The sequence below is a fragment of the Paenibacillus montanisoli genome, assembly GCF_003268025.1.
Classification (GTDB): domain Bacteria; phylum Bacillota; class Bacilli; order Paenibacillales; family Paenibacillaceae; genus Paenibacillus_Z; species Paenibacillus_Z montanisoli.
In genome coordinates, this window is the sequence record NZ_QLUW01000001.1 from 1,611,540 (window position 1) to 1,631,422 (window position 19,883).

The window sequence follows — 19,883 nt, forward strand, 5'->3', positions numbered from 1 at the left end:
GGTCGCCTTTGTTATCGGATTTCAACTGCCATCTGGCATTTGAAATTCAAAAGAAATCCGATAACAACAGCGATCGGAATCATGATTCGCACGCGCAGCAGATGCAACATACGCAATTCTAAATGCAACCCATGAGGAGAGACAGAAGAAAGTGAAACAGCAAGAGAGTGAAAAATGGCTGGAATTAACGAAGTGGGCGGAGGCAGCGGAGCTGCAGGCCGCCCCTGTTTTTCGTTCCATCGATGGCATCAGCGAACGCAATCAGTGGAAAGTGATCGATGCGTTTCAGAAGCATCGCGTGAGCGATTATCATTTTAACGGGTCCACCGGTTACGGCTATAACGATCGGGGTCGCGAGGTGCTCGATTTGGTGTATGCCGACGTCATGGGGGCGGAAGCGGCGCTCGTCAGGCCGCATTTCGTATCCGGCACCCATACGATCAGCTGCGCCTTATTTGGGCTGCTTCGTCCTGGGGACGAGCTGCTCTACATAACGGGCAGACCGTACGACACGCTGCATAAGGTAATCGGCAAACCCGGCGACGGAAAAGGCTCCCTGCAGGATTTCGGCATCGGCTACGGCGAGGTTGCACCGCTGGCGGACGGGGCCATCGATTGGGAGACCGTTGCGGCGCGCATCACGGAGCGGACCAAAGTGATCGGCATCCAACGCTCGCGAGGCTACGACTGGCGCGCTTCCTACACCGTTGCCGAGATTGGGGAAATGGTCAAGCAAGTAAAGGCGATGAAGCCGGACGCGTACGTGTTCGTGGACAACTGCTACGGCGAATTCACGGAGGAGCTGGAACCGACGGAGGTCGGCGTTGACCTGATGGCAGGATCGCTGATCAAGAACCCTGGCGGAGGGCTGGCGCCAACGGGAGGTTACGTGGCAGGTACGAAAGAAGCGGTGGAGTTGACGGCATACAGGCTGACGGCTCCCGGCATCGGCGGCGAGGTCGGTGCGACGCTTGGAACGCTGCGCTCGATGTATCAGGGCTTGTTTTTGGCGCCGCATTTGGTCGGACAAGCGCTTAAGGGCAGCGTGTTCGGCGCGGCGATGTTCGAGCTGATTGGCTTCGAAAGCAATCCTCGTTATGATGCGCCGCGGACGGACTTGATTCAAGCGATCCGTTTCGAGAAAGCGGAGCAGCTGATCGCTTTCGTGCAGGGCGTGCAGCGGGCATCGGCGGTGGATGCGCATGTCGTGCCCGAGCCATGGGACATGCCGGGCTATGAGCATCCCGTCATTATGGCTGCCGGGACCTTTATGCAAGGGGGCAGCTTGGAGCTTTCCGCGGACGCCCCGATCCGCGAGCCTTATATCGCTTACATGCAAGGCGGATTGACGTATGCGCATGTCAAATACGGGGTTCTGAATGCTTTAACGGTACTTGCTGAGCGCGAGTTGGTTGTAATTAAACCTTACACACCTTGACACGTTTTTGGCATGGAGGTACAATGGAAGCATATATCAGAAACTGGAAGGTTGATGCGACATGGGTGACGAAATACGCAGAAATATGGCGCTTTTTCCGATCGGCATCGTCATGAAGTTGACCGACTTGACCGCGAGGCAAATCCGTTACTACGAGCAGCACGAACTGATTGTACCCGCTCGTACGTCCGGCAACCAGCGGCTGTTCTCGTTCAACGATGTTGAGAGGCTGCTTGAGATTAAATCGTTAATCGAGAAGGGCGTTAATATTGCGGGCATTAAGCAAGTCATGAATCCGGTATCCAAGGAATCCGAAGACGCTACCGTCGTTAGCGAGCTGTCCGAGGTGAAGCGCCGTGAGCTCTCCGATGCGCAGCTGCATCGGCTGCTGAAGCAGCAACTGATTGAGAAGAGACCGGGTAAGGCTTCGATGATTCAAGGCCAGCTGTCCCGTTTCTATAACAAAAAATAATTCCACTACCTGGCTTTAAGGAGATGATTCTGTGAGCTACACCAAAGATGACATCAGACGCATTGCTAAAGAACAGAATGTCCGGTTTATTCGTCTTCAGTTCACCGATTTGCTGGGAACGATCAAGAACGTCGAAATCCCGGTCAGTCAGCTGGAAAAGGCGCTCGATAACAAAATGATGTTTGACGGTTCGTCCATTGAAGGCTATGTACGGATCGAAGAATCCGATATGTATCTGTATCCGGATCTAGACACATGGGTCGTTTTCCCTTGGGTCGCGGAAGATCGTATCGCCCGTCTGATTTGCGACGTATATATGCCTGACGGCACGCCGTTTGCCGGCGATCCGCGCGGCATTTTGAAGCGCGTATTGAAGGAAGCGGAGGAAATGGGTTATACCGCGATGAACGTTGGACCGGAACCGGAATTCTTCCTATTCAAGACCGATGATAAGGGCAACCCGACCACCGAGCTGAACGATCAGGGCGGCTACTTCGACCTTGCTCCGATGGATCTCGGCGAGAACTGCCGCCGTGAAATCGTATTGACGCTGGAGGAAATGGGCTTTGAAATCGAAGCTTCCCACCATGAAGTGGCGCCGGGGCAGCACGAAATCGACTTCAAATATGCGGATGCGATTAAGGCAGCCGACCAAATTCAAACCTTCAAGCTCGTCGTGAAAACGATCGCGCGCCAGCACGGCCTGCACGCTTCGTTCATGCCTAAACCGCTGTTCGGCGTAAACGGCTCCGGCATGCACTGTCACCAGTCGCTGTTCAAGGGCAGCGTGAACGCGTTTTACGATGAGAGCGACAAACTTGGCCTCAGCCAAACCGCCCGCCATTACATGGCTGGCGTACTGAATCACGCACGCGCGTTTGCGGCGATCACGAACCCTACCGTCAACTCGTACAAGCGTTTGGTTCCCGGCTATGAAGCGCCTTGCTACGTGGCATGGTCGGCGAGCAACCGCAGCCCGATGATCCGGATTCCGGCTTCCCGCGGCCTCAGCACGCGGATCGAAGTCCGCAGTCCTGACCCGGCGGCTAACCCGTACCTTGCACTTGCCGTTATGCTGAAAGCAGGTCTTGACGGAATTAAGAACAAGACGCCTTTGCCTGCTCCAACAGACCGCAACATCTATGTAATGACTGACGAAGAGCGGATCGAAGAAGGCATTCCGAGCTTGCCGGATGACCTGAAAGAAGCGCTGACGGAGCTGATCCGCAGCGAAGTCATCTGTGATGCGCTTGGCGAGCACGCGCTCGCGCACTTCTACGAGCTTAAGGAAATCGAGTGGGATATGTACCGCACGCAAATCCACGAGTGGGAACGCGATCAATACTTGACCTTGTTCTAGAACCGAAATCCCTTGCCGCCTACTGGCGGCAGGGATTTTTTGCAATATAGGGATGGATAGGGGCATCCGCACTTGTACGCCGGCTCATGCATACAATGCCACAACAACGTGAAGCGAAAGCAGGTGGCGGACATGACGCGGAAAGCGAAGAAAAGGGCGGCATCAGCAAATGAGCCGTTTCGGCTAACCGGACCGATGCTGTCCCATATCGCAGCGACGATGGTGCCCTTCTTCAAGAAAATTGCGGTGAATTACACGTATGCGCTGAAATGGTCCAAGGCGGTGCGGACGGCGGATTTGGATACGCTGAGCGCATTGTTCAAACTGGCTGTGCCGGGAGCGAAATTGAACGGCTTCTCGACGAACGCCATCGGCTATTTCTTCGATTTCGATTTTCCGGATCCGGTTCTTCAGTATTCCGTCGGAACAACGATTCCGCCCGGCACGACGCAATTTACGTTCTCGACGCCGATTCATCGGGCGATCGCGCGAGCGGCGCTGCCCTTCTATAGGGCGCTGGCATCGTCCTCGTGCTATGCGGCGGCGGTCGCTGCGGCGATCAACGGCAACAAGCTCACGCGGTTAAGAATATTGCTTCGACAGAAAATAACGGCAAGCGCACTCAAATCCATTCGCATCGAGTTCTCCGGCGCTGCTTTAAGCTTCAAGTACAGCAGCAGCAAGTTTACGTACCGGCATTTATTATTCCGAGAAATTGTAGGTTAGCTGACATCGCGTGGAATTTAGAAAGGGGCATGCCTCCTCGCTGCAACTGCAGCGAGGAGGCATGCCCCTTTGCGCGTTTATTAGTGGATGTCGCGGAAAAGGCCAATGACTTTGCCGAGAATGGAAACATTACGCAGGCGGATCGGCTCCATCGTGGCATTCTCCGGTTGGAGACGGATGTGATCCTTCTCCCGATAGAACGTCTTAACGGTTGCTTCGTCATCTTCGGTCATCGCGACGACGATATCGCCGTTCAAAGCGGTTTGCTGCTGGCGGACGATTACATAATCGCCGTTATGAATGCCCGCATCGATCATACTTTCCCCTATTACGTTGAGGATAAAGACGTTGTGGTCACCTACCTTATCGGCAGGCAGCGGGAAGTAATCCTCAATATTCTCCGTCGCCGTAATCGGCACGCCGGCGGTTACCTTACCGACAACGGGAACCTTGGCAATCGCGAGCGGGAACGGAATCTCGTTGTCCTCTCCGTCCAAAATCTCGATGGCGCGCGGCTTCGTCGGGTCGCGGCGGATCAGGCCTTTCTTCTCCAGGCGGTCAAGGTGGCCGTGGACGGTCGAACTGGATGCGAGTCCGACTGCTTCGCCGATCTCGCGAACAGAAGGCGGATAGCCTTTCTCGCGTACTTCCGTCTTGATGAATTCTAGTATCGCCTGTTGGCGGTTTGAAAGTTTCGACATCGGAATCACTCCAAAGATTCATTTGTGTCAAATTATAGCATAGAACCGGAGTTCGTACAAACATAAGTTCGAGAAACACAGGTTCGCATATTTTTGCGAACAAATGTTCCAATAGCGCTTGACCGCAAACAAGCGTTCGTGTTATTCTGAATTCAACAAATACAGAACAAACGTTTGGGGTGCTGAAGATGATGACAACGATCTCCACTTACTCTTCTACTTATAAAGGTACGACTCGCAATTCACGTTCTAACAATCGCACAGGGAAAGAGAGAAGGGCTGAACGCGTTTTACTGAGACTAGGGGTCGCAACGCTGTTTTTCGTACTGCTCTTCACGGGATTGACGATCATGACAAGCCAGGCAAACAGCGAGCACCCGGCTGAACCGACCGCTTCGGAGCGGATCGTCGTTGTAGGCGCTGGCGACACGCTCTGGAATATTGCCAGCCGCGTTCGCAAGGAAGGCGAAGATATTCGCCATGTCGTCTACAGCTTGAAGAAGCGCAATAATTTATCGACCAGCACGCTGCAAACGGGACAATCGCTGATCGTTCCTGCGGAATAATTGAATTAGCACGTTCATGTGATGGACGAAAGCCTGAGTTAAACTGCTCAGGCTTTTTTCTATGCCGTTTTCATAGTCTATATAACAGGCCCGAATCGCCTTGACAATGGGCGGCTCAAAATGTCAAAGTAAAGAATGACATGTTGGCCGAAACAGGAAGGGAGTGTGCAACTATGGAAAAGATTATCGCCCGAATCAACGAACTATCCAGAAAGAACAAATCGGTAGGGTTGACGCCGGAAGAATTGATCGAACGCGATGAGCTTCGCCGCATTTATCTCGATAATTTCAAACGCAATTTCCGCAATCAACTGGATAACATCAAATATGTGGAAGATGAAGAGGACGGGGAAGATTCAATCAAGCACTAATAACGGTCAATCGAAGGGGAGGACTTGTGCCAATGAAATACCGTTTACTTGGTCGAAGCGGACTAGCAGTATCTGAGCTTTGTTTGGGAACGATGACGTTCGGCAACACGACGAGCGAGGCCGACTCCATTGAAATGATCGATCGGTTCTTCGAGAAGGGCGGCAATTTTTTGGATACGGCGAACGTTTATGTATCCGGGCGCTCCGAGGAAATCGTCGGCAAAGCGATCAAGTCGCGCCGTCCGGAAACCGTCCTTGCAACGAAGGTTAGATTCGCGACATCGAATCATCCAAACGGCGCAGGCGTCTCGCGCAAGCATATTATGGATGCTGTGGATGCCAGCTTGCAGCGTCTCGGAACCGATTATATCGATCTCTACCAGGTTCACGTTTGGGATCATGCGACGCCGATCGAAGAGACTCTTCGGGCGCTCGATGATTTGGTTGCTTCAGGCAAGGTCCGTTATATCGGCTGCTCCAACTTCTTTGCTTGGCAGCTGATGAAGTCGCTGGCCGTCAGCGACTGGAACCGGTATGTCCGTTTCGTCTCGATCCAGCCTCAGTACAGCCTCGTTAGCCGGGAGATGGACCGTGAGATGCTGTCGCTATGCTTGGAAGAGAATGTAGGCATTATTCCGTGGGCGCCGCTTGGCGGCGGGTTCTTGACGGGACGCTATACGAATGAAGAGCCGACGAGCGGCCGCTTGACCTCCAAGCAAGGCGAGAGCTCCTGGCAGAACCGGGCGACGGCAAATAACTTTGCCGTGCTGGAGGCCGTCCGGAGCGCGGCGAAAGAACTGGACAAGACCCCGGCGCAGATTGCTCTCGCATGGCTGCTTCAACGGAAGGGTATTACATCCCCGATCTTCGGCGCAAGCACCTTAGAGCAATTCGAAGAAAATATGGGAGCGGCCGGCTGGACGATGCCGGATGCGGTATGGAACAGGCTGGATGAGATAAGCGCCCTGCCGAGCGAATACCCGAACCGGTTTATCGCGAAGTTCGCCAGACCGTTTCCGCAGCTGTAAACAGAGGCCTATCTTTGCCTCAGGATTATGAAGGAGGAACATCATTGTCTCGATCGTGGGAACGCAAAGTACAGAAGAACCAAGCACAAATTAACAAACAGCGCAAGAAGCTGGGCAAGGCACCGCTAATGGCAGCCAAATCAAGCGCCGAGAAGGTGGATACCTTTAAAGGCAGAAGCTATCTGATGCCGGCATTCCTGCTGCTTTTTATCCTGTTCTACGTCATCGTCACGGTCAGCTCAGAGGCGTATGAACAAACCGGCACGATGTTCTGGGTTACCGTTGGGTGTTACATTGTTCTAGCGCTGCTGTTTATGCTTCGCCGTCCGTATCTGTCGGTAGGCAGCGATTTTGTCCGTTCCCGCCGTTTCACGGGGGATCGTTCGATCTACGCTAACAACATCAAGGCGATTTCCGCTCAGAAGGGCTACATCGTCGTGGAGCAGCATAAAGGCGGCAACTGGGTGTTCTCCCGCGTGATTAACCGTTTCCCGACGGATCAAATGGCGGATCGCTTACGTGCGTTCTGCGCGCAGCATGGCATTGCTTTTAATGAAAAATAAACCGGAATCGGAGTGCAGACAACATCATGGCTAAACAAGCAGTTCTCTTTGATCTTGACGATACTTTACTATGGGACGACCGCAGCGTGCAGGAAGCGTTCGAAGCGACCTGCGAAGCTGCCGCGGCGCAGACCGGCGTGAACGCGAAGGAGCTGGAGGATGCGGTTCGCCGCGAAGCCCGGGCGCTCTATGAATCGTACGAAACGTTCCCGTTCACGAAGATGATCGGCATCAATCCATTCGAGGGGCTATGGGCAAACTTCCTGGAAGGCGAGCAGGAAGAGTTCCGCAAACTGCAGCAGCTTGCTCCAGCCTATCGCCGCGAAGCTTGGACGCGCGGCCTGAAGTCGCTTGGCATCGAGAATCCCGAGCTAGGCGCTCAACTGGCCGAACAGTTTCCGGCTGAACGCCGCAAACGCCCTTATGTGTACGACGAAACCTTCGCCGTTCTGGACCAGCTGAAAGGCAAGTATAAGCTCTTGCTGCTCACGAACGGGTCGCCGGATTTACAGCGCGAGAAGCTGGCCGGCGTACCGGATATCGTTCCTTATTTCGATCACGTCATTATTTCCGGCGAGTTCGGTCAAGGCAAGCCGGCGGCGGCTATTTTCCATCATGCGCTGGAGCGTCTCGGCATTGAGCCGGAGCACGGCATTATGGTGGGGGACAAGCTGACGACGGATATTCTTGGCGCCAATACGATCGGCATGACTTCCGTATGGATTAACCGCCACGGCATGAAGCGTTCGGATGAAATCATTCCATCCCATGAAATCAAGCATCTGGAGGAGCTGCTGCCGCTGCTTGTATAGCGCTCGGCTCACAGAGCACATAAAAAAGACCTGTCCGCGGACAGGTCTTTTTGTATTCGCCTATACGAAAGTAGGATCTTCGATGTTATTCGCAATCCAGCCGTCCTTCTCGATGAACAGGCGCACTGCGATAATCTCGCGGTTATCCATCAGCGTGAAGAAGTGGGCTTTGTTCTCCGGCACGGAGATGACGTCGCCGGCTTCAAGCTCAACGTCAAAGTAGCCGGTTTGCTCGTCGCCTTTAATGATGAAGATCCCGCGGCCCGCTACGATACCGCGAATTTCGTCTTCGGTATGCGTGTGGATCTGCTCGAACTTCTTGAGCAATTCCTCGATGTTCGGCGTCGCGTCGGAAAGCGAGATGACATCCCAAATCTGGTAACCGCGGCGTGCGGCCAGATCGCGAATTTCGGCGTCGAACGTGTTCAGTATCGTTTGCTTCTCTTCATCGTTCAGAACGAATTTGTTATGTAGGTCGGCCGGAAGCTTGCTTGCGTCCCAGTGCTCGTAAAGCACTTCTTGCTTCTCTAGAAAGGCGCGGACGTTTTCCTCGCCGGAAATGCGTTCGCCCGTTGTGCGTACTCGAATTTCAGCCATCGTACAATCCCTCTTTTCGCATAAATCGTAATTCCGATCAGAATAAGTATAGAACAAATCCAATGTCCTGAAAAGGTTCTTTGCACAGGGGGGGAATTCTGGTAGAGTATAGGGAAATGATTTTTGCGTATATGGAAGGGAAGTGCATCTTTTGACGAAACCGACAATGCAGGAAATGCTCGCGAAACGGATTCTAATCCTTGACGGCGCAATGGGCACGATGATCCAGCAGGCGAACCTGGGGCCGGCAGATTTTGGCGGCGACGAGCTGGACGGCTGTAATGAAATGCTCGTTCTGACGCGTCCCGATGTCATCCAAGGCATCCACGAGGCATATTTGGCTGCAGGCGCAGACATCTTGGAAACGAATACGTTCGGCGCGACTAGCGTCGTGCTTGCCGAATACGATATACCGGAGAAAGCGCGGGAGATCAACCTCGCTGCCGCCGCGCTAGCCCGTGCCGCCGCGGATAAATACTCGACGCCGGACAAGCCTCGCTATGTGGCCGGAGCGCTCGGACCGACAACGAAAACACTTTCCGTCACAGGCGGCGTCACCTTCGACGAGCTGGTCGAGAGCTACTACGAACAAGCCGTTGCGCTCATTGAAGGCGGCGTAGACGCCATGCTGCTCGAAACATCGCAGGACACGCTGAACGTAAAGGCCGGCACGATCGGGATCCACAAGGCCTACGAGAGGACGGGCCAAACGCTGCCGCTTATGATTTCCGGCACGATCGAGCCGATGGGCACGACGCTTGCCGGTCAAAATATTGAATCGTTCTATATTTCTTTGGAGCATATGAAGCCGATCTCGATCGGACTTAACTGCGCGACCGGACCGGAATTCATGCGCGACCATATCCGCTCGCTCTCCGCGATCGCCCATTCGGCGATCAGCTGTTATCCGAATGCGGGGCTGCCGGACGAGAACGGGAACTATCACGAATCGCCGGAATCGCTTGCGAAGAAAGTTGCCGCTTTTGCCGAACAGGGCTGGCTGAATATCGCGGGCGGCTGCTGCGGAACGACGCCGGACCATATCCGCGCCCTAGCCGAAACGCTGGCGAATTACGCGCCGCGTACAAAGCAGGGCGAGCATCCGCCGGCCGTATCGGGCATCGAAACGGTCTACATTGAAGAAGACAACCGCCCGATCATGATCGGCGAACGGACGAACATTTCCGGCTCGCGCAAATTTAAGCGTCTGATCAAAGAAGAGAAGTATGACGAAGCTTCGGAAATTGCCCGATCGCAAGTCAAAGGCGGGGCGCACATTATCGATATCAACCTTCAGGACACGGATATCGACGAGGCGTATGCCGTTCACCAGTTCCTGCCGGAGGTCGTGAAGAAGATTAAGGTGCCGCTCATGCTCGACTCGACATATGATCATATCATTGAGCTGGGGCTAAAATATTCGCAAGGCAAAGCGATCATAAATTCCATTAACCTCGAAGACGGCGAATCGAAGTTCGAGAAAATTTTGCCGCTTATTCACCGCTATGGGGCTGCCGTGGTCTGCATTCTAATCGACGAACGCGGCCAAGCGGTGTCCCGCGAAGCGAAGATGGAAGTCGCGACGCGCTCGTACGAGCTGCTGACCGAGAAATACGGCATGAACCCGGAAGATATTATTTTCGACCCGAATATGTTTCCGGTCGGCTCCGGCGATCCGCAGTATATCGGCTCCGCGGTCGAGACCATCGAAGGCATTAAAATGATTAAAGCGAAGTATCCGAAGGCGAAGACGATTCTGGGACTCAGCAATATTTCCTTCGGCTTGCCGGATGCGGGCCGCGAGGTGCTCAATTCCGTCTATCTGTACCATACGACCAAGGCCGGCCTTGATTATGCGATCGTCAACACGGAAAAGCTGGAGCGATATGCGTCCATTCCGGAAGATGAACGCAAGCTTGCCGAGGATCTCATCTTCAACACGAACGACGATACGCTCGCTGCGTTCGTGGCGGCTTTTCGCGAGAAGAAGGTCGTGAAGAAAGAGAAGGTATCCAACCTGTCGCTCGAGGAGCGACTTGCGTCTTATGTCGTCGAGGGGACGAAGGAAGGGCTCTATCCGGACCTGGATGAAGCGCTGACGAAATATTCGCCGCTTGATACGATCAACGGGCCGCTGATGAAAGGGATGGAAGAGGTCGGCCGTCTATTCAACAACAACGAGCTGATCGTGGCCGAGGTGCTGCAGAGCGCAGAAGTCATGAAAGCTTCCGTTACTTACCTGGAGCCGTTCATGGAGAAGACCGAGTCGGCCGTGAAGGGCAAAATCATGCTCGCTACGGTTAAAGGCGACGTGCACGATATCGGCAAAAACCTGGTAGAAATCATCTTGTCCAACAATGGCTATAAAATCATCAACCTCGGCATCAAGGTACCGCCTGAGCAAATCATCGAGGCGTATCGGAAAGAGCCTGTCGATGCGATCGGCCTCTCCGGACTTCTCGTCAAATCGGCTCAGCAAATGGTGCTTACCGCGCAAGACTTGCGAAGCGCGGGCATCGACGCGCCGATTCTGGTCGGCGGCGCGGCGCTGACGCGGAAGTTCACCAAGCACCGCATCGGACCGGAATACGACGGCTTGGTGCTGTACGCCAAGGACGCCATGGACGGCCTCGATATCGCGAACAAGCTGATGGACAAGGATCGCCGCCGCATCTACGAGGAAGAAATGGCTGCGCTGAAAGCTTCCGGCTATGCCGAAGAAGCCGAGAAGAAGCCGCTGCCGGAGCTGACGCGAGCGGTGAAATCGAATGTATCGACCGACGCGCCTGTCTATATCCCGCCGGATACGGACCGCCACGTGCTCCGGAATGTGCCGATTCCGCATATTGTGCCGTACATCAATATGCAGATGCTCCTTGGCCATCACCTAGGTTTAAAGGGCAACGTCGATGCGCTGCTGGCCGAGGGCAACGACAAGGCCGTGAACCTTAAAGCGACGGTTGACGGATTGCTTGCCGATGCCTCGAAGGGCTTGCTACACGCGCACGGGATGTACCGTTTCTTCCCGGCGCAATCATCGGGCAACGATATCATCATCTATGATCCGGAGAACCCGGGCGTTGAAATCAAACGCTTCACGTTCCCAAGGCAGCAAGTGGAGCCATATCTCTGCTTGGCGGATTTCCTCAAGTCGGTTGAGAGCGGAGTCATGGATTACGTTGGGTTCCTCGTCGTTACCGCAGGCGAAGGCGTGCGGGAAAAGGCGAGCGAGCTGAAGGACAATGGCGACTACTTGCGCTCGCACGCTCTGCAATCCGTTGCGTTAGAGGTTGCAGAAGCACTTGCGGAACGCGTCCATCATATGATGCGCGACATTTGGGGCTTCCCGGATCACCCGGAAATGACGATGAAGCAGCGCCACGGCGCGCGTTACCAAGGCATCCGCGTCTCGTTCGGCTACCCGGCATGTCCGAATTTGGAGGACCAGCAGCCTTTGTTCGAGCTGATGAAGCCGGAAGATATCGGCGTTCAGCTGACGGAAGGCTTCATGATGGAGCCGGAAGCGTCCGTTTCCGCGATGGTCTTCGCTCACCCGGAAGCGCAATATTTTAACGTGGAGAAAGCGTAAGCGTAAAATGATCACTACCCTCCGAGCTATGGTATAAAGCCACAGCTTTGGAGGGTATTGTTATAGAGTGAGGATTGGAGGGAGGATGCATGCAGCTTAAATTTCTCGGCACGAGCGCGGGAAGGCCGACCAAAACGCGCAATGTCACATCGGTTGCCCTATGTCTCCCGGAGCCGCAATGCGGATTCTGGCTGTTCGATTGCGGCGAAGGCACGCAGCACCGCCTTCTGCACAGCGGACTGAAACTGAATAAAATGGAACGCATCTTTATCACGCATTTGCACGGCGATCATTTGTACGGCCTGCCGGGCCTGCTGAGCAGCCGGACGTACTTTGAAGGAGCCGGGCCGCTGCAGGTATTCGGACCCGCGGGGCTGAAAGCCTATTTGGAATGCATCTTCCGCTACAGCGGCGTACATTTGGGCTATGAGCTTGACGTTATCGAGGTTACGCCGGGCGAAATTTCGTCGGATCACCGGTTCGTCGTCGAAGCTGCGGAGCTGGAGCATCGCCTGCCGTGCTACGGCTACCGAATCATCGAGAGGCCGCAGCTGGGACAGCTCAACTTGGCCGCGCTCGCTGACATGGGCATCCGTCCGGGACCGCTGTACGGCAAGCTCAAGCGGGGGGAAGCCGTTACGCTCGAGGACGGCCGGACGCTTACGCCCGCTGATGTCGTCGGACCGTCGCTGCCGGGACGGATTGTCACGATTCTCGGCGATACGAAGCCGTGCGATAATGCGGTAACGCTCGCGAAGGACGCCGATCTTGTCGTTCACGAGGCGACCTTTGCCGGCGGCATGGAGGAGAAGGCTGCCAATTACGGCCATTCCACGTTCCGGCAAGCGGCTGAAATCGCATTGGCGGCCGGCGCCAAACGGCTCGTCGTGACGCATTTCAGCTCGCGGTTCGACGATGCGGCCGTGCAGGAGCTTGTGGCCGACGCGCGGCATATATTCGCGAATACGGAGGCCGCGGCCGATTTTGCCGAGTTTCCGATCAAGCGGCCGGCAAGAGAATAGGTAAATCATCCAAACGATTCGAAGCATCCCGCCGATATTGGCGGGATTTTTTGCATATAGCGTTCTCTAGCCAAGCGAACAAAGATTCGCTAAACTGGTATGAGAGGTGAACAGGCGATGTTTAGAAAAAAATCACTTGCCGAAGTGATCAACGACCTTCGGAGCAATGAAAATATCGTGCATTGGCACGAAATCGAGCCGCAGGAAGCGCGGTACGCGCCTATACCGGAGTCCGTAGACACTCGGATTAAGGCGGCGCTGGCGAAACGGGGGATCGAGCAGCTTTATTCCCACCAATATTCCGCTTACCAAGCTGTCGCCAAGGGCGAAAACATCGTAGCGGTCACGCCGACGGCTTCAGGTAAAACGATGTGCTATAACTTGCCGGTTTTGCAAGCGATTGCTGCAGACGATACGAGCAGGGCCTTATACCTTTTTCCGACCAAGGCGCTTTCGCAGGATCAAAAGAGCGAACTGAACGAAATCATAGACGAAATGGGAATTGACATAAAAAGCTTCACGTATGACGGCGATACCGCGCCGACCATTCGCCAGATCGTACGAAAGGCCGGACATATCGTCATTACGAATCCGGACATGCTGCATTCCGGCATCTTGCCTCATCATACGAAATGGGTAAGCCTGTTCGAAAATTTAAAGTATATCGTCATTGATGAACTACATACGTATCGGGGCGTATTCGGAAGCCATGTCGCGAACGTTCTGAGGCGCCTTAAGCGAATCTGCAAATTCTACGGCAGTAATCCTACTTTTATCTGTACGTCCGCGACGATTGCGAATCCGAAGGAACTGGCGGAGCATTTAACGGGAAAACCGATGCGGCTGATCGACGATAACGGGGCGCCAAGAGGCAGAAAGCACTTTGTGTTTTACAACCCGCCCATCGTGAATAAGGCCCTTAATATCCGAAAAAGCGCTTCTGTCGAAGTGAACCACCTGGCGACGGACTTTCTAAAAAACAAGATTCAAACGATCGTATTCGCGCGCAGCCGGGTACGGGTAGAAATCATTCTAAGCCATCTGCAGGAGCTGGTTAAGAATCAGCTTGGGTCTAAATCCATCCGGGGCTACCGGGGCGGCTATCTGCCGAATCAGCGCAGAGAAATCGAAAAAGGGCTCAGGGCTGGAGAAATTCTGGGCGTAGTAAGCACGAACGCTCTGGAGCTTGGGGTTGACATCGGTCAGCTGCAAGTCTGCGTAATGACCGGCTATCCGGGAAGCGTAGCCAGCACATGGCAGCAAGCGGGAAGGGCCGGACGCCGTCACGGGGAAGCGCTCATCGTCATGGTTGCCAGTTCAACCCCGATCGACCAGTATATCGTCAATAATCCCGATTACTTCTTCGACCGCAACCCGGAATCCGCGCGAATCAATCCCGAGAACCTGATTATTTTAGTGGACCATCTGCGCTGCGCGGCCTATGAATTGCCCTTTAAAGAGACGGAAGAATTCGGAACGCTGGATATAACGGACATTATGGAATACATGGTCGAGGAACGGATTCTGCATAAAAACGGGGATACGTTCTACTGGGCAAATCAGTCCTTCCCGGCCAATACCATCAGCCTTCGCTCCGCATCCCAAGAAAATGTCGTTATCGTAGACCAGTCCAATGTTGCCAACGTCAAAATCATCGGCGAAATGGACCGTTTTAGCGCAATGACCTTGCTGCATGACGAAGCGATTTACTTGCACGAAGGGGTGCAGTTCCAAGTTGAAAAGCTCGATTGGGAGCATAAAAAAGCGTATGTGCGCGAAGTCGACGTGGAGTATTACACGGACGCGAACTTGGCCGTACAGCTTAAAGTGCTGGAAATCGATAAGACGAACGCGCGGAAAAAGACTGCCTTGAATTACGGGGACGTAACGATCAATGCGATCCCGACGATTTTTAAAAAAATCAAATTAACGACCGGCGAAAATATCGGCTACGGGCCTATAAATCTGCCGGAGGAAGAGCTTCACACCAGCGCGGCCTGGGTCGAGCTGAGAGAAGTAGACTCCGATATTGGGATAAAAACGCTGGAACAGCTGCTGCTAGGCATTGCAAACGTATTGCGTCACATCGTACCGGTCATGGTCATGTGCGACCGCAGCGATATACATGTCGTTTCGCAAATTAAAGCTGCTCATACCGGACATCCGACCGTGTTTTTATATGATCATTACCCTGGCGGTATCGGATTGGCAGAAGACGTATACAAGCGTTTCGACGAGATCAAGGAAGCCGCAAAAAACCTTATAGGCAAATGCCTTTGCGAGGATGGATGCCCTGCATGTATCGGTACAGAAATCATAGGAATCAATGGAAAGCGCAGAAGTATGCGGCTGCTGGAACAGTTCTAGTCAGCGGAGGCGTTCCGTCATGAGCGGGCTACGGGACAAGCTGCTGCGGCTGAGGAGCTCGCAAACGGCGCAGGAGGAACGGCAGGCAGGACTTGTAAGCCAGCCGGAGGTTGAAGCGGTTCAAGCTCAGAAGCCTTTGGAAGAAGCCGTACAAGCCGGCCCTCCTGCCGCTCCTTCGGAAAGTCCGGAAGAGACGCTGTCTCCGGAGTGGGAGGAGATGGGCGTGCGCATCGTACAGTCGACCGAGGGCGCCTTTCTCGTACGCGAGAGCCGCTATCCGCTCATGCATCGCCATGGCATTCATGAGCTAACCGAGCTGGCCGAGGTTCAGCACAGTTTGGATTCGTTTCGCAAGCCGGAAAACGCCGATCCCGGATATGCCAATTTATTGTTTCTCGACTTGGAGACGACTGGTCTTGGCGTTGGTGCGGGCAATGTTCCTTTCATGGTCGGCTTGGCTTATGCGCAGGATGAATCGTTCATCGTCGAGCAAATGCTGATTCGGCATCCGGCGGAAGAGCGGGCCATGATCGGCTACCTCAGCAATTTGCTGCCGAGCTTCACCCACCTCGTGACCTATAACGGGCGGACTTTCGATTGGCCGGTCCTATATAACCGGTTTATTTTACACGGGTTCCGAACGTTTCAATGGGAACCGATTCATATTGACCTTCTGCATCCTTCACGATCGGTATGGCGCAACACGCTCGTATCGTGCAAGCTTAGCCACGTAGAAGAAGAACGGCTCGGCATCACGCGCAAGGACGATGTGCCGGGTTCGCTTGCGCCGGCGATCTATTTTCAATTTCTGGCTGACGGCAAGGCTGCGCCATTGCTAGGCGTGTTCGAGCATAACGAAATCGACATGCTATCGCTGGCTGCGCTGGCGATCCGCTTCGGACATTTGCTGGGCGGCAATTTAGGAAAGGGCCCTGTTCCGATGCCGCAGGAAGTGGAAGAGCTGCTGCGCACAGGACTCTGGCTGGAGAAGATGGGCAAGACCGAGCTGGCGGAGCCGCTGTTTGCCGCCGTTGCAGAGCATCCAAGGCCGACTCGCAAATGCTTATGCATGCTGGCTGAACGAGACAAGAAATGTGGAAATTGGCAGCGTGCTGTGATATTGTGGCAGAAGGCAGTAGAAGATGCCGGTTCTCGTGCGGGAAGGCATGATTATGAGGCTCATATCGAGCTGGCCATGTATTACGAGCATAAGACGAAGCAGCTGGATGAAGCGCTCGTCTTAGCCGAAGAGGCCTACGAGATCGCACAGCGCAGGCTGGCGGGCCTGCGTCTTCAAGGCAAACGCCGCGCGGAGCTTGAGTTGCTGCGCAAGCGGATCGAACGTTTGCAGAAGAAGCTTATCAAATATTCGAGCTGAGGGCGGCCTTTATCCCCCTTCGGTTCTTAAGGAGTGGACGAAAGATGAGCGTCAATTCGCTTCGCGGTCTGCTCATTGATTTGGACGGAACGATGTATCACGGCGGCATTATGATTCCAGGCGCCGACGAGCTGATTGCGGAACTGCGCAGGCTTGAAATCGGCTTTCTGTTTGTGACGAACAACTCCTCGGCAACGCCGGAGGCATTCGCCGAGCGGCTGAATACGATGGGCATTCCGGCGGCACCGCGCGAAGTATGTACGTCCGCGCAAGGCGCTGCGGCCTATATCGCCGAGCGGCTGCCGGGCGCGCGCGTTTATGTCGTCGGCGAGCATGGCCTGCGCGCGGCCTTGGCGGAAGCGGGCCTGCAGCTTGTAGAGGACGAGCCTGATATCGTCGTCCAAGGGATTGACCGCCAGTTTACATACGAGAAGCTTGCGAAGGCGGTCGGCCACATTCGCGCAGGCGCCGGTTTTATTTTGACGAATCCCGATCTTCTTGTTCCGGCAGAGCACGGACTTATGCCTGGCGCGGGATCGATCGGAGCGATGCTGAAGGCGGCTTCCGGCGCAGAGCCGACCGTCATCGGCAAGCCTTCCGCGATCTTGATGAATTTCGCCCTGAACCGGCTGCGGCTGAACGCTTCGGAGACGTGGATGATCGGCGACAATCCGGCTACGGATATAGCGGCGGCGCATGCTGTCGGCTGTCCGTCCGCGCTTGTTTTAACCGGGCTTGCAACGGGCGACAATTATAAAGAGCTTCTCGCGTCAGCCGGATGCGAGGCGACTGCAGTTATCGATAATTTATTCGCATTAAAGCAGTTTATAGGGGAGCGGCTGGCGAGCAGCCGGCAAAGCCGTTAGGAAGGAAGTTGCATGATGCCGGAATGGCCGGAAATGGAACATTACCGCAACATGCTGGCGGAGCGGATCTCCGGCCAGCCGATTACGAATGTACTGGTAACCCGCCAGAAATCGATCAACGTGCCTGTGGATGAATTCCGGCAGGAGTTGGTCGGAAGAGTCGTTTGGTTCGTCGAGCACCGGGGCAAAATGCTGCTCTTCCATCTCGACAACGGCAAGCGGCTGGTGCTGCACTTAATGCTTGGAGGCATGATACGCTACGAATCGAAGGCGGGCGATGGCGAACGGCCTGACCGCACCGTTCAGGTCACGATCGGATTCCCGCAGGGTGAGCTGTGCTTTATCGGGCTCCGGCTCGGCTATATCCACTTGCTGACGGTGAAGGAGGCCGTTGCCCGCTTGGCCGAACTCGGGCCGGAGCCCTTCGACAAGCGGCTGACCCTGGAGAAATTCAAGGAGCGGTTTAAAGGCCGCAGAGGTTCTCTGAAGACGGCGCTTGTCGAGCAACGCGTCATTGCCGGCATCGGGAACTGCTATGCCGACGAAATCGCGTTCGAGGCGGGCGTACGCCCGACTGCGAAGCTGTCTGCCATTGAGCCGGAAACATGGGAAAGACTGTATCGCGCCATGCACAAGGTGCTCCAGGACGCCCTATCCTATGGCGGTTACATGGAGATGCCTTTAACAAACGAGGACACGGTCACGGGCGGATACAACGATCATTGCATGGTGTACGACAGAGGCGGTCAACCTTGCTTGAAATGCGGAGAGGCAATCGTTCAGGAAGAGCTGAACTCGCGCAAAGTTTTCTACTGCCCATCCTGCCAGAAGGACAGGTAGCGGACATGCGCGATGGTGTTCATGTTTCCACTAGAGGCGGATATCGGGAAGCGGCACGAAGAGCGGACGCGCATGGGTGCAAGGCCTATCAATTTTTCCCGAAAAACCCGCGCAGCCTGTCCGTGAAATCAATCGATGAGAGCGATGCCAGGCGCTGCGCGGCTTTTTGCGAGGAGCGCGGCATCGTATCGATCGCCCATTCTCCTTATCCGACCAACGTGGCATCGGAGGAGATCGAGCAGCGCGCCCGAACGGTGGAGTCGCTGCTCAACGATCTTGCGATCGCGGAAGCGTGCGGCGCGCTTGGCGTTGTTGTCCATTTCGGCGTCTACAAAGGGACGGACCCGCTGGAGGGCTACCGTAATGCGGTGCTGACGCTAAGTACGGTGACGTCGCAGTGGCAGGGCCGCGCGAAACTGCTGATCGAGAACCAGGCGGGCGACGGTTCCTTCATGGGGACGACCATGGAGGAGCTTGCCCAAATCCGCAGCTTATGCATCGATCCGCACAAAATCGGCTTTTGCTTAGATACTTGTCATCTGTTCGCGAGCGGTGTCTGGGACGGCGCTCCGGATGCCGCCTGGATGGACAAAGCGATCGAGCTTGGGGTTATCCAGCATGCGGCGGCCATTCATTTGAACGATTCCGTCTATCCGAGCGGCGAGAGAAGAGACCGCCACGCGCGGATCGGCGAAGGGCACATCGGGGAACGCGGGCTGACCTGGCTGCTGCGGCATCCGCTGCTGAAGGACGTTCCTTTCATCTTGGAAACGCCTTCCGATGCGGATGGCACGCACCGCGGGCAGCTTGAGCTGATCCGGAAGCTTGGAGGGGAGAGCAGGGCATGATCAACGTGTACTTGGACGATTACCGGCCTTGTCCGAAAGGCTTCGTGCTGGCCAAGACGGCGGAGGAGTGCATCCTTCTTCTCGAGCACGAAGAGGTCGATCTATTATCGCTCGACTTTGAACTTGGCTGGGGGCAGCAGAACGGATTGGCGGTCGTCCAGTACATCGTCGACAGCGGCCGCTATCCGCGAGCTTGTTATTTTCATACATCAAGCGTTTCCGGCAGAATGCAAATGGTTCATTTGCTTACCCGGCACGCGCCGCAACATGTCCGCATTCATAACGGTCCGATGCCTGAAGAGGGCTAGCCGGCCGGGTCAACAAGCGCATAGTTCTGGG

19 protein-coding genes are annotated in these 19,883 nt (G+C 54.9%); 17 read left to right on the top strand and 2 right to left on the bottom strand.

The window, feature by feature from the left end:
• Window positions 1–151: 151 nt before the first annotated feature.
• From DL346_RS07190 to DL346_RS07205, 4 genes are all read left to right on the top strand, one after another.
• The gene (locus DL346_RS07190; RefSeq protein ID WP_420849521.1) at window positions 152–1,438 is read left to right on the top strand and encodes a methionine gamma-lyase family protein; all 1,287 of its coding nucleotides are present in this window, start codon (window positions 152–154) and stop codon (window positions 1,436–1,438) included.
• A 61-nt stretch (window positions 1,439–1,499) separates the two neighbouring features.
• Window positions 1,500–1,910, top strand: coding sequence for a MerR family transcriptional regulator (locus tag DL346_RS07195; protein ID WP_112881330.1), 411 nt, complete (start codon window positions 1,500–1,502; stop codon window positions 1,908–1,910).
• A 31-nt stretch (window positions 1,911–1,941) separates the two neighbouring features.
• A complete protein-coding gene (glnA, locus tag DL346_RS07200) occupies window positions 1,942–3,270 on the top strand; it encodes a type I glutamate--ammonia ligase (protein WP_112881331.1) in 1,329 nt (442 codons plus the stop codon).
• A gap of 132 nt (window positions 3,271–3,402) precedes the next feature.
• Window positions 3,403–3,996 (top strand): hypothetical protein, encoded by a 594-nt coding sequence (locus DL346_RS07205; RefSeq protein ID WP_112881332.1) that lies wholly within the window; start codon window positions 3,403–3,405, stop codon window positions 3,994–3,996.
• Window positions 3,997–4,076: 80 nt separating this feature from the next.
• Here DL346_RS07205 and lexA read toward each other — a convergent pair whose 3' ends face one another.
• A complete protein-coding gene (gene lexA / locus DL346_RS07210; RefSeq protein WP_112881333.1) occupies window positions 4,077–4,697 on the bottom strand; it encodes a transcriptional repressor LexA in 621 nt (206 codons plus the stop codon).
• Between the two features lie 188 nt (window positions 4,698–4,885).
• Between lexA and DL346_RS07215 the strand changes: the two genes are divergently transcribed.
• The 5 genes from DL346_RS07215 to DL346_RS07235 all read left to right on the top strand — a co-directional run bounded on the left by DL346_RS07215 (window position 4,886) and on the right by DL346_RS07235 (window position 8,037).
• A complete protein-coding gene (locus DL346_RS07215; RefSeq protein WP_112881334.1) occupies window positions 4,886–5,263 on the top strand; it encodes a LysM peptidoglycan-binding domain-containing protein in 378 nt (125 codons plus the stop codon).
• A 173-nt stretch (window positions 5,264–5,436) separates the two neighbouring features.
• Window positions 5,437–5,634, top strand: a complete 198-nt coding sequence (locus DL346_RS07220) for a DUF896 domain-containing protein (RefSeq protein ID WP_112881335.1) — start codon at window positions 5,437–5,439, stop codon at window positions 5,632–5,634.
• 32 nt (window positions 5,635–5,666) lie between these two features.
• Window positions 5,667–6,662 (top strand): aldo/keto reductase, encoded by a 996-nt coding sequence (locus DL346_RS07225; protein ID WP_112881336.1) that lies wholly within the window; start codon window positions 5,667–5,669, stop codon window positions 6,660–6,662.
• Window positions 6,663–6,706: 44 nt separating this feature from the next.
• Window positions 6,707–7,225, top strand: coding sequence for a hypothetical protein (locus tag DL346_RS07230; protein WP_112881337.1), 519 nt, complete (start codon window positions 6,707–6,709; stop codon window positions 7,223–7,225).
• Between the two features lie 26 nt (window positions 7,226–7,251).
• Window positions 7,252–8,037, top strand: coding sequence for an HAD family hydrolase (locus tag DL346_RS07235; RefSeq protein WP_112881338.1), 786 nt, complete (start codon window positions 7,252–7,254; stop codon window positions 8,035–8,037).
• A 60-nt stretch (window positions 8,038–8,097) separates the two neighbouring features.
• On the opposite strand, the gene DL346_RS07240 is transcribed toward DL346_RS07235, so the two are convergent.
• Complete coding sequence (locus DL346_RS07240) at window positions 8,098–8,634, bottom strand: 1,2-dihydroxy-3-keto-5-methylthiopentene dioxygenase (RefSeq protein ID WP_112881339.1); 537 nt, start codon at window positions 8,632–8,634, stop codon at window positions 8,098–8,100.
• A gap of 151 nt (window positions 8,635–8,785) precedes the next feature.
• Here DL346_RS07240 and metH point away from each other — a divergent pair, with 151 nt between their 5' ends.
• The 8 genes from metH (at window position 8,786) to DL346_RS07280 (ending at window position 19,852) form a co-directional block, all read left to right on the top strand.
• Window positions 8,786–12,223, top strand: a complete 3,438-nt coding sequence (gene metH / locus DL346_RS07245) for a methionine synthase (protein WP_112881340.1) — start codon at window positions 8,786–8,788, stop codon at window positions 12,221–12,223.
• 89 nt (window positions 12,224–12,312) lie between these two features.
• On the top strand, window positions 12,313–13,245 hold the full coding sequence (gene rnz, locus DL346_RS07250; protein ID WP_112881341.1) for a ribonuclease Z: 933 nt from the start codon (window positions 12,313–12,315) through the stop codon (window positions 13,243–13,245).
• Window positions 13,246–13,362: 117 nt separating this feature from the next.
• On the top strand, window positions 13,363–15,612 hold the full coding sequence (locus DL346_RS07255; RefSeq protein ID WP_112881342.1) for a DEAD/DEAH box helicase: 2,250 nt from the start codon (window positions 13,363–13,365) through the stop codon (window positions 15,610–15,612).
• A gap of 19 nt (window positions 15,613–15,631) precedes the next feature.
• Window positions 15,632–16,990: a ribonuclease H-like domain-containing protein gene (locus DL346_RS07260; protein ID WP_112881343.1), complete on the top strand. Its 1,359-nt coding sequence runs from the start codon at window positions 15,632–15,634 to the stop codon at window positions 16,988–16,990.
• Window positions 16,991–17,034: 44 nt separating this feature from the next.
• The gene (locus DL346_RS07265; protein WP_112881344.1) at window positions 17,035–17,856 is read left to right on the top strand and encodes an HAD-IIA family hydrolase; all 822 of its coding nucleotides are present in this window, start codon (window positions 17,035–17,037) and stop codon (window positions 17,854–17,856) included.
• Window positions 17,857–17,868: 12 nt separating this feature from the next.
• Window positions 17,869–18,696 (top strand): Fpg/Nei family DNA glycosylase, encoded by an 828-nt coding sequence (locus tag DL346_RS07270; RefSeq protein WP_338066292.1) that lies wholly within the window; start codon window positions 17,869–17,871, stop codon window positions 18,694–18,696.
• A 5-nt stretch (window positions 18,697–18,701) separates the two neighbouring features.
• Window positions 18,702–19,544 carry a deoxyribonuclease IV gene (locus DL346_RS07275; protein WP_112881345.1) on the top strand — a complete coding sequence of 281 codons (843 nt, stop codon included), beginning with the start codon at window positions 18,702–18,704 and terminating at the stop codon, window positions 19,542–19,544.
• The gene (locus DL346_RS07280; RefSeq protein WP_112881346.1) at window positions 19,541–19,852 is read left to right on the top strand and encodes a cyclic-phosphate processing receiver domain-containing protein; all 312 of its coding nucleotides are present in this window, start codon (window positions 19,541–19,543) and stop codon (window positions 19,850–19,852) included. Before DL346_RS07275 ends, DL346_RS07280 begins: the two co-directional genes overlap by 4 nt.
• The last annotated feature ends 31 nt before the right edge of the window (window positions 19,853–19,883 follow it).

Excerpts from the sequence above, each read along its gene's own strand:
- DL346_RS07195 (WP_112881330.1), top strand. The coding sequence starts at position 1,500 with ATGGGTGACGAAATACGCAGAAATATGGCGCTTTTTCCGATCGGCATC.
- DL346_RS07205 (WP_112881332.1), top strand. The coding sequence starts at position 3,403 with ATGACGCGGAAAGCGAAGAAAAGGGCGGCATCAGCAAATGAGCCGTTT.
- lexA (WP_112881333.1), bottom strand. The coding sequence starts at position 4,697 with ATGTCGAAACTTTCAAACCGCCAACAGGCGATACTAGAATTCATCAAG.
- DL346_RS07215 (WP_112881334.1), top strand. The coding sequence starts at position 4,886 with ATGATGACAACGATCTCCACTTACTCTTCTACTTATAAAGGTACGACT.
- DL346_RS07220 (WP_112881335.1), top strand. The coding sequence starts at position 5,437 with ATGGAAAAGATTATCGCCCGAATCAACGAACTATCCAGAAAGAACAAA.
- DL346_RS07225 (WP_112881336.1), top strand. The coding sequence starts at position 5,667 with ATGAAATACCGTTTACTTGGTCGAAGCGGACTAGCAGTATCTGAGCTT.
- DL346_RS07235 (WP_112881338.1), top strand. The coding sequence starts at position 7,252 with ATGGCTAAACAAGCAGTTCTCTTTGATCTTGACGATACTTTACTATGG.
- DL346_RS07240 (WP_112881339.1), bottom strand. The coding sequence starts at position 8,634 with ATGGCTGAAATTCGAGTACGCACAACGGGCGAACGCATTTCCGGCGAG.
- rnz (WP_112881341.1), top strand. The coding sequence starts at position 12,313 with ATGCAGCTTAAATTTCTCGGCACGAGCGCGGGAAGGCCGACCAAAACG.
- DL346_RS07255 (WP_112881342.1), top strand. The coding sequence starts at position 13,363 with ATGTTTAGAAAAAAATCACTTGCCGAAGTGATCAACGACCTTCGGAGC.
- DL346_RS07260 (WP_112881343.1), top strand. The coding sequence starts at position 15,632 with ATGAGCGGGCTACGGGACAAGCTGCTGCGGCTGAGGAGCTCGCAAACG.
- DL346_RS07265 (WP_112881344.1), top strand. The coding sequence starts at position 17,035 with ATGAGCGTCAATTCGCTTCGCGGTCTGCTCATTGATTTGGACGGAACG.
- DL346_RS07270 (WP_338066292.1), top strand. The coding sequence starts at position 17,869 with ATGATGCCGGAATGGCCGGAAATGGAACATTACCGCAACATGCTGGCG.
- DL346_RS07275 (WP_112881345.1), top strand. The coding sequence starts at position 18,702 with ATGCGCGATGGTGTTCATGTTTCCACTAGAGGCGGATATCGGGAAGCG.
- DL346_RS07280 (WP_112881346.1), top strand. The coding sequence starts at position 19,541 with ATGATCAACGTGTACTTGGACGATTACCGGCCTTGTCCGAAAGGCTTC.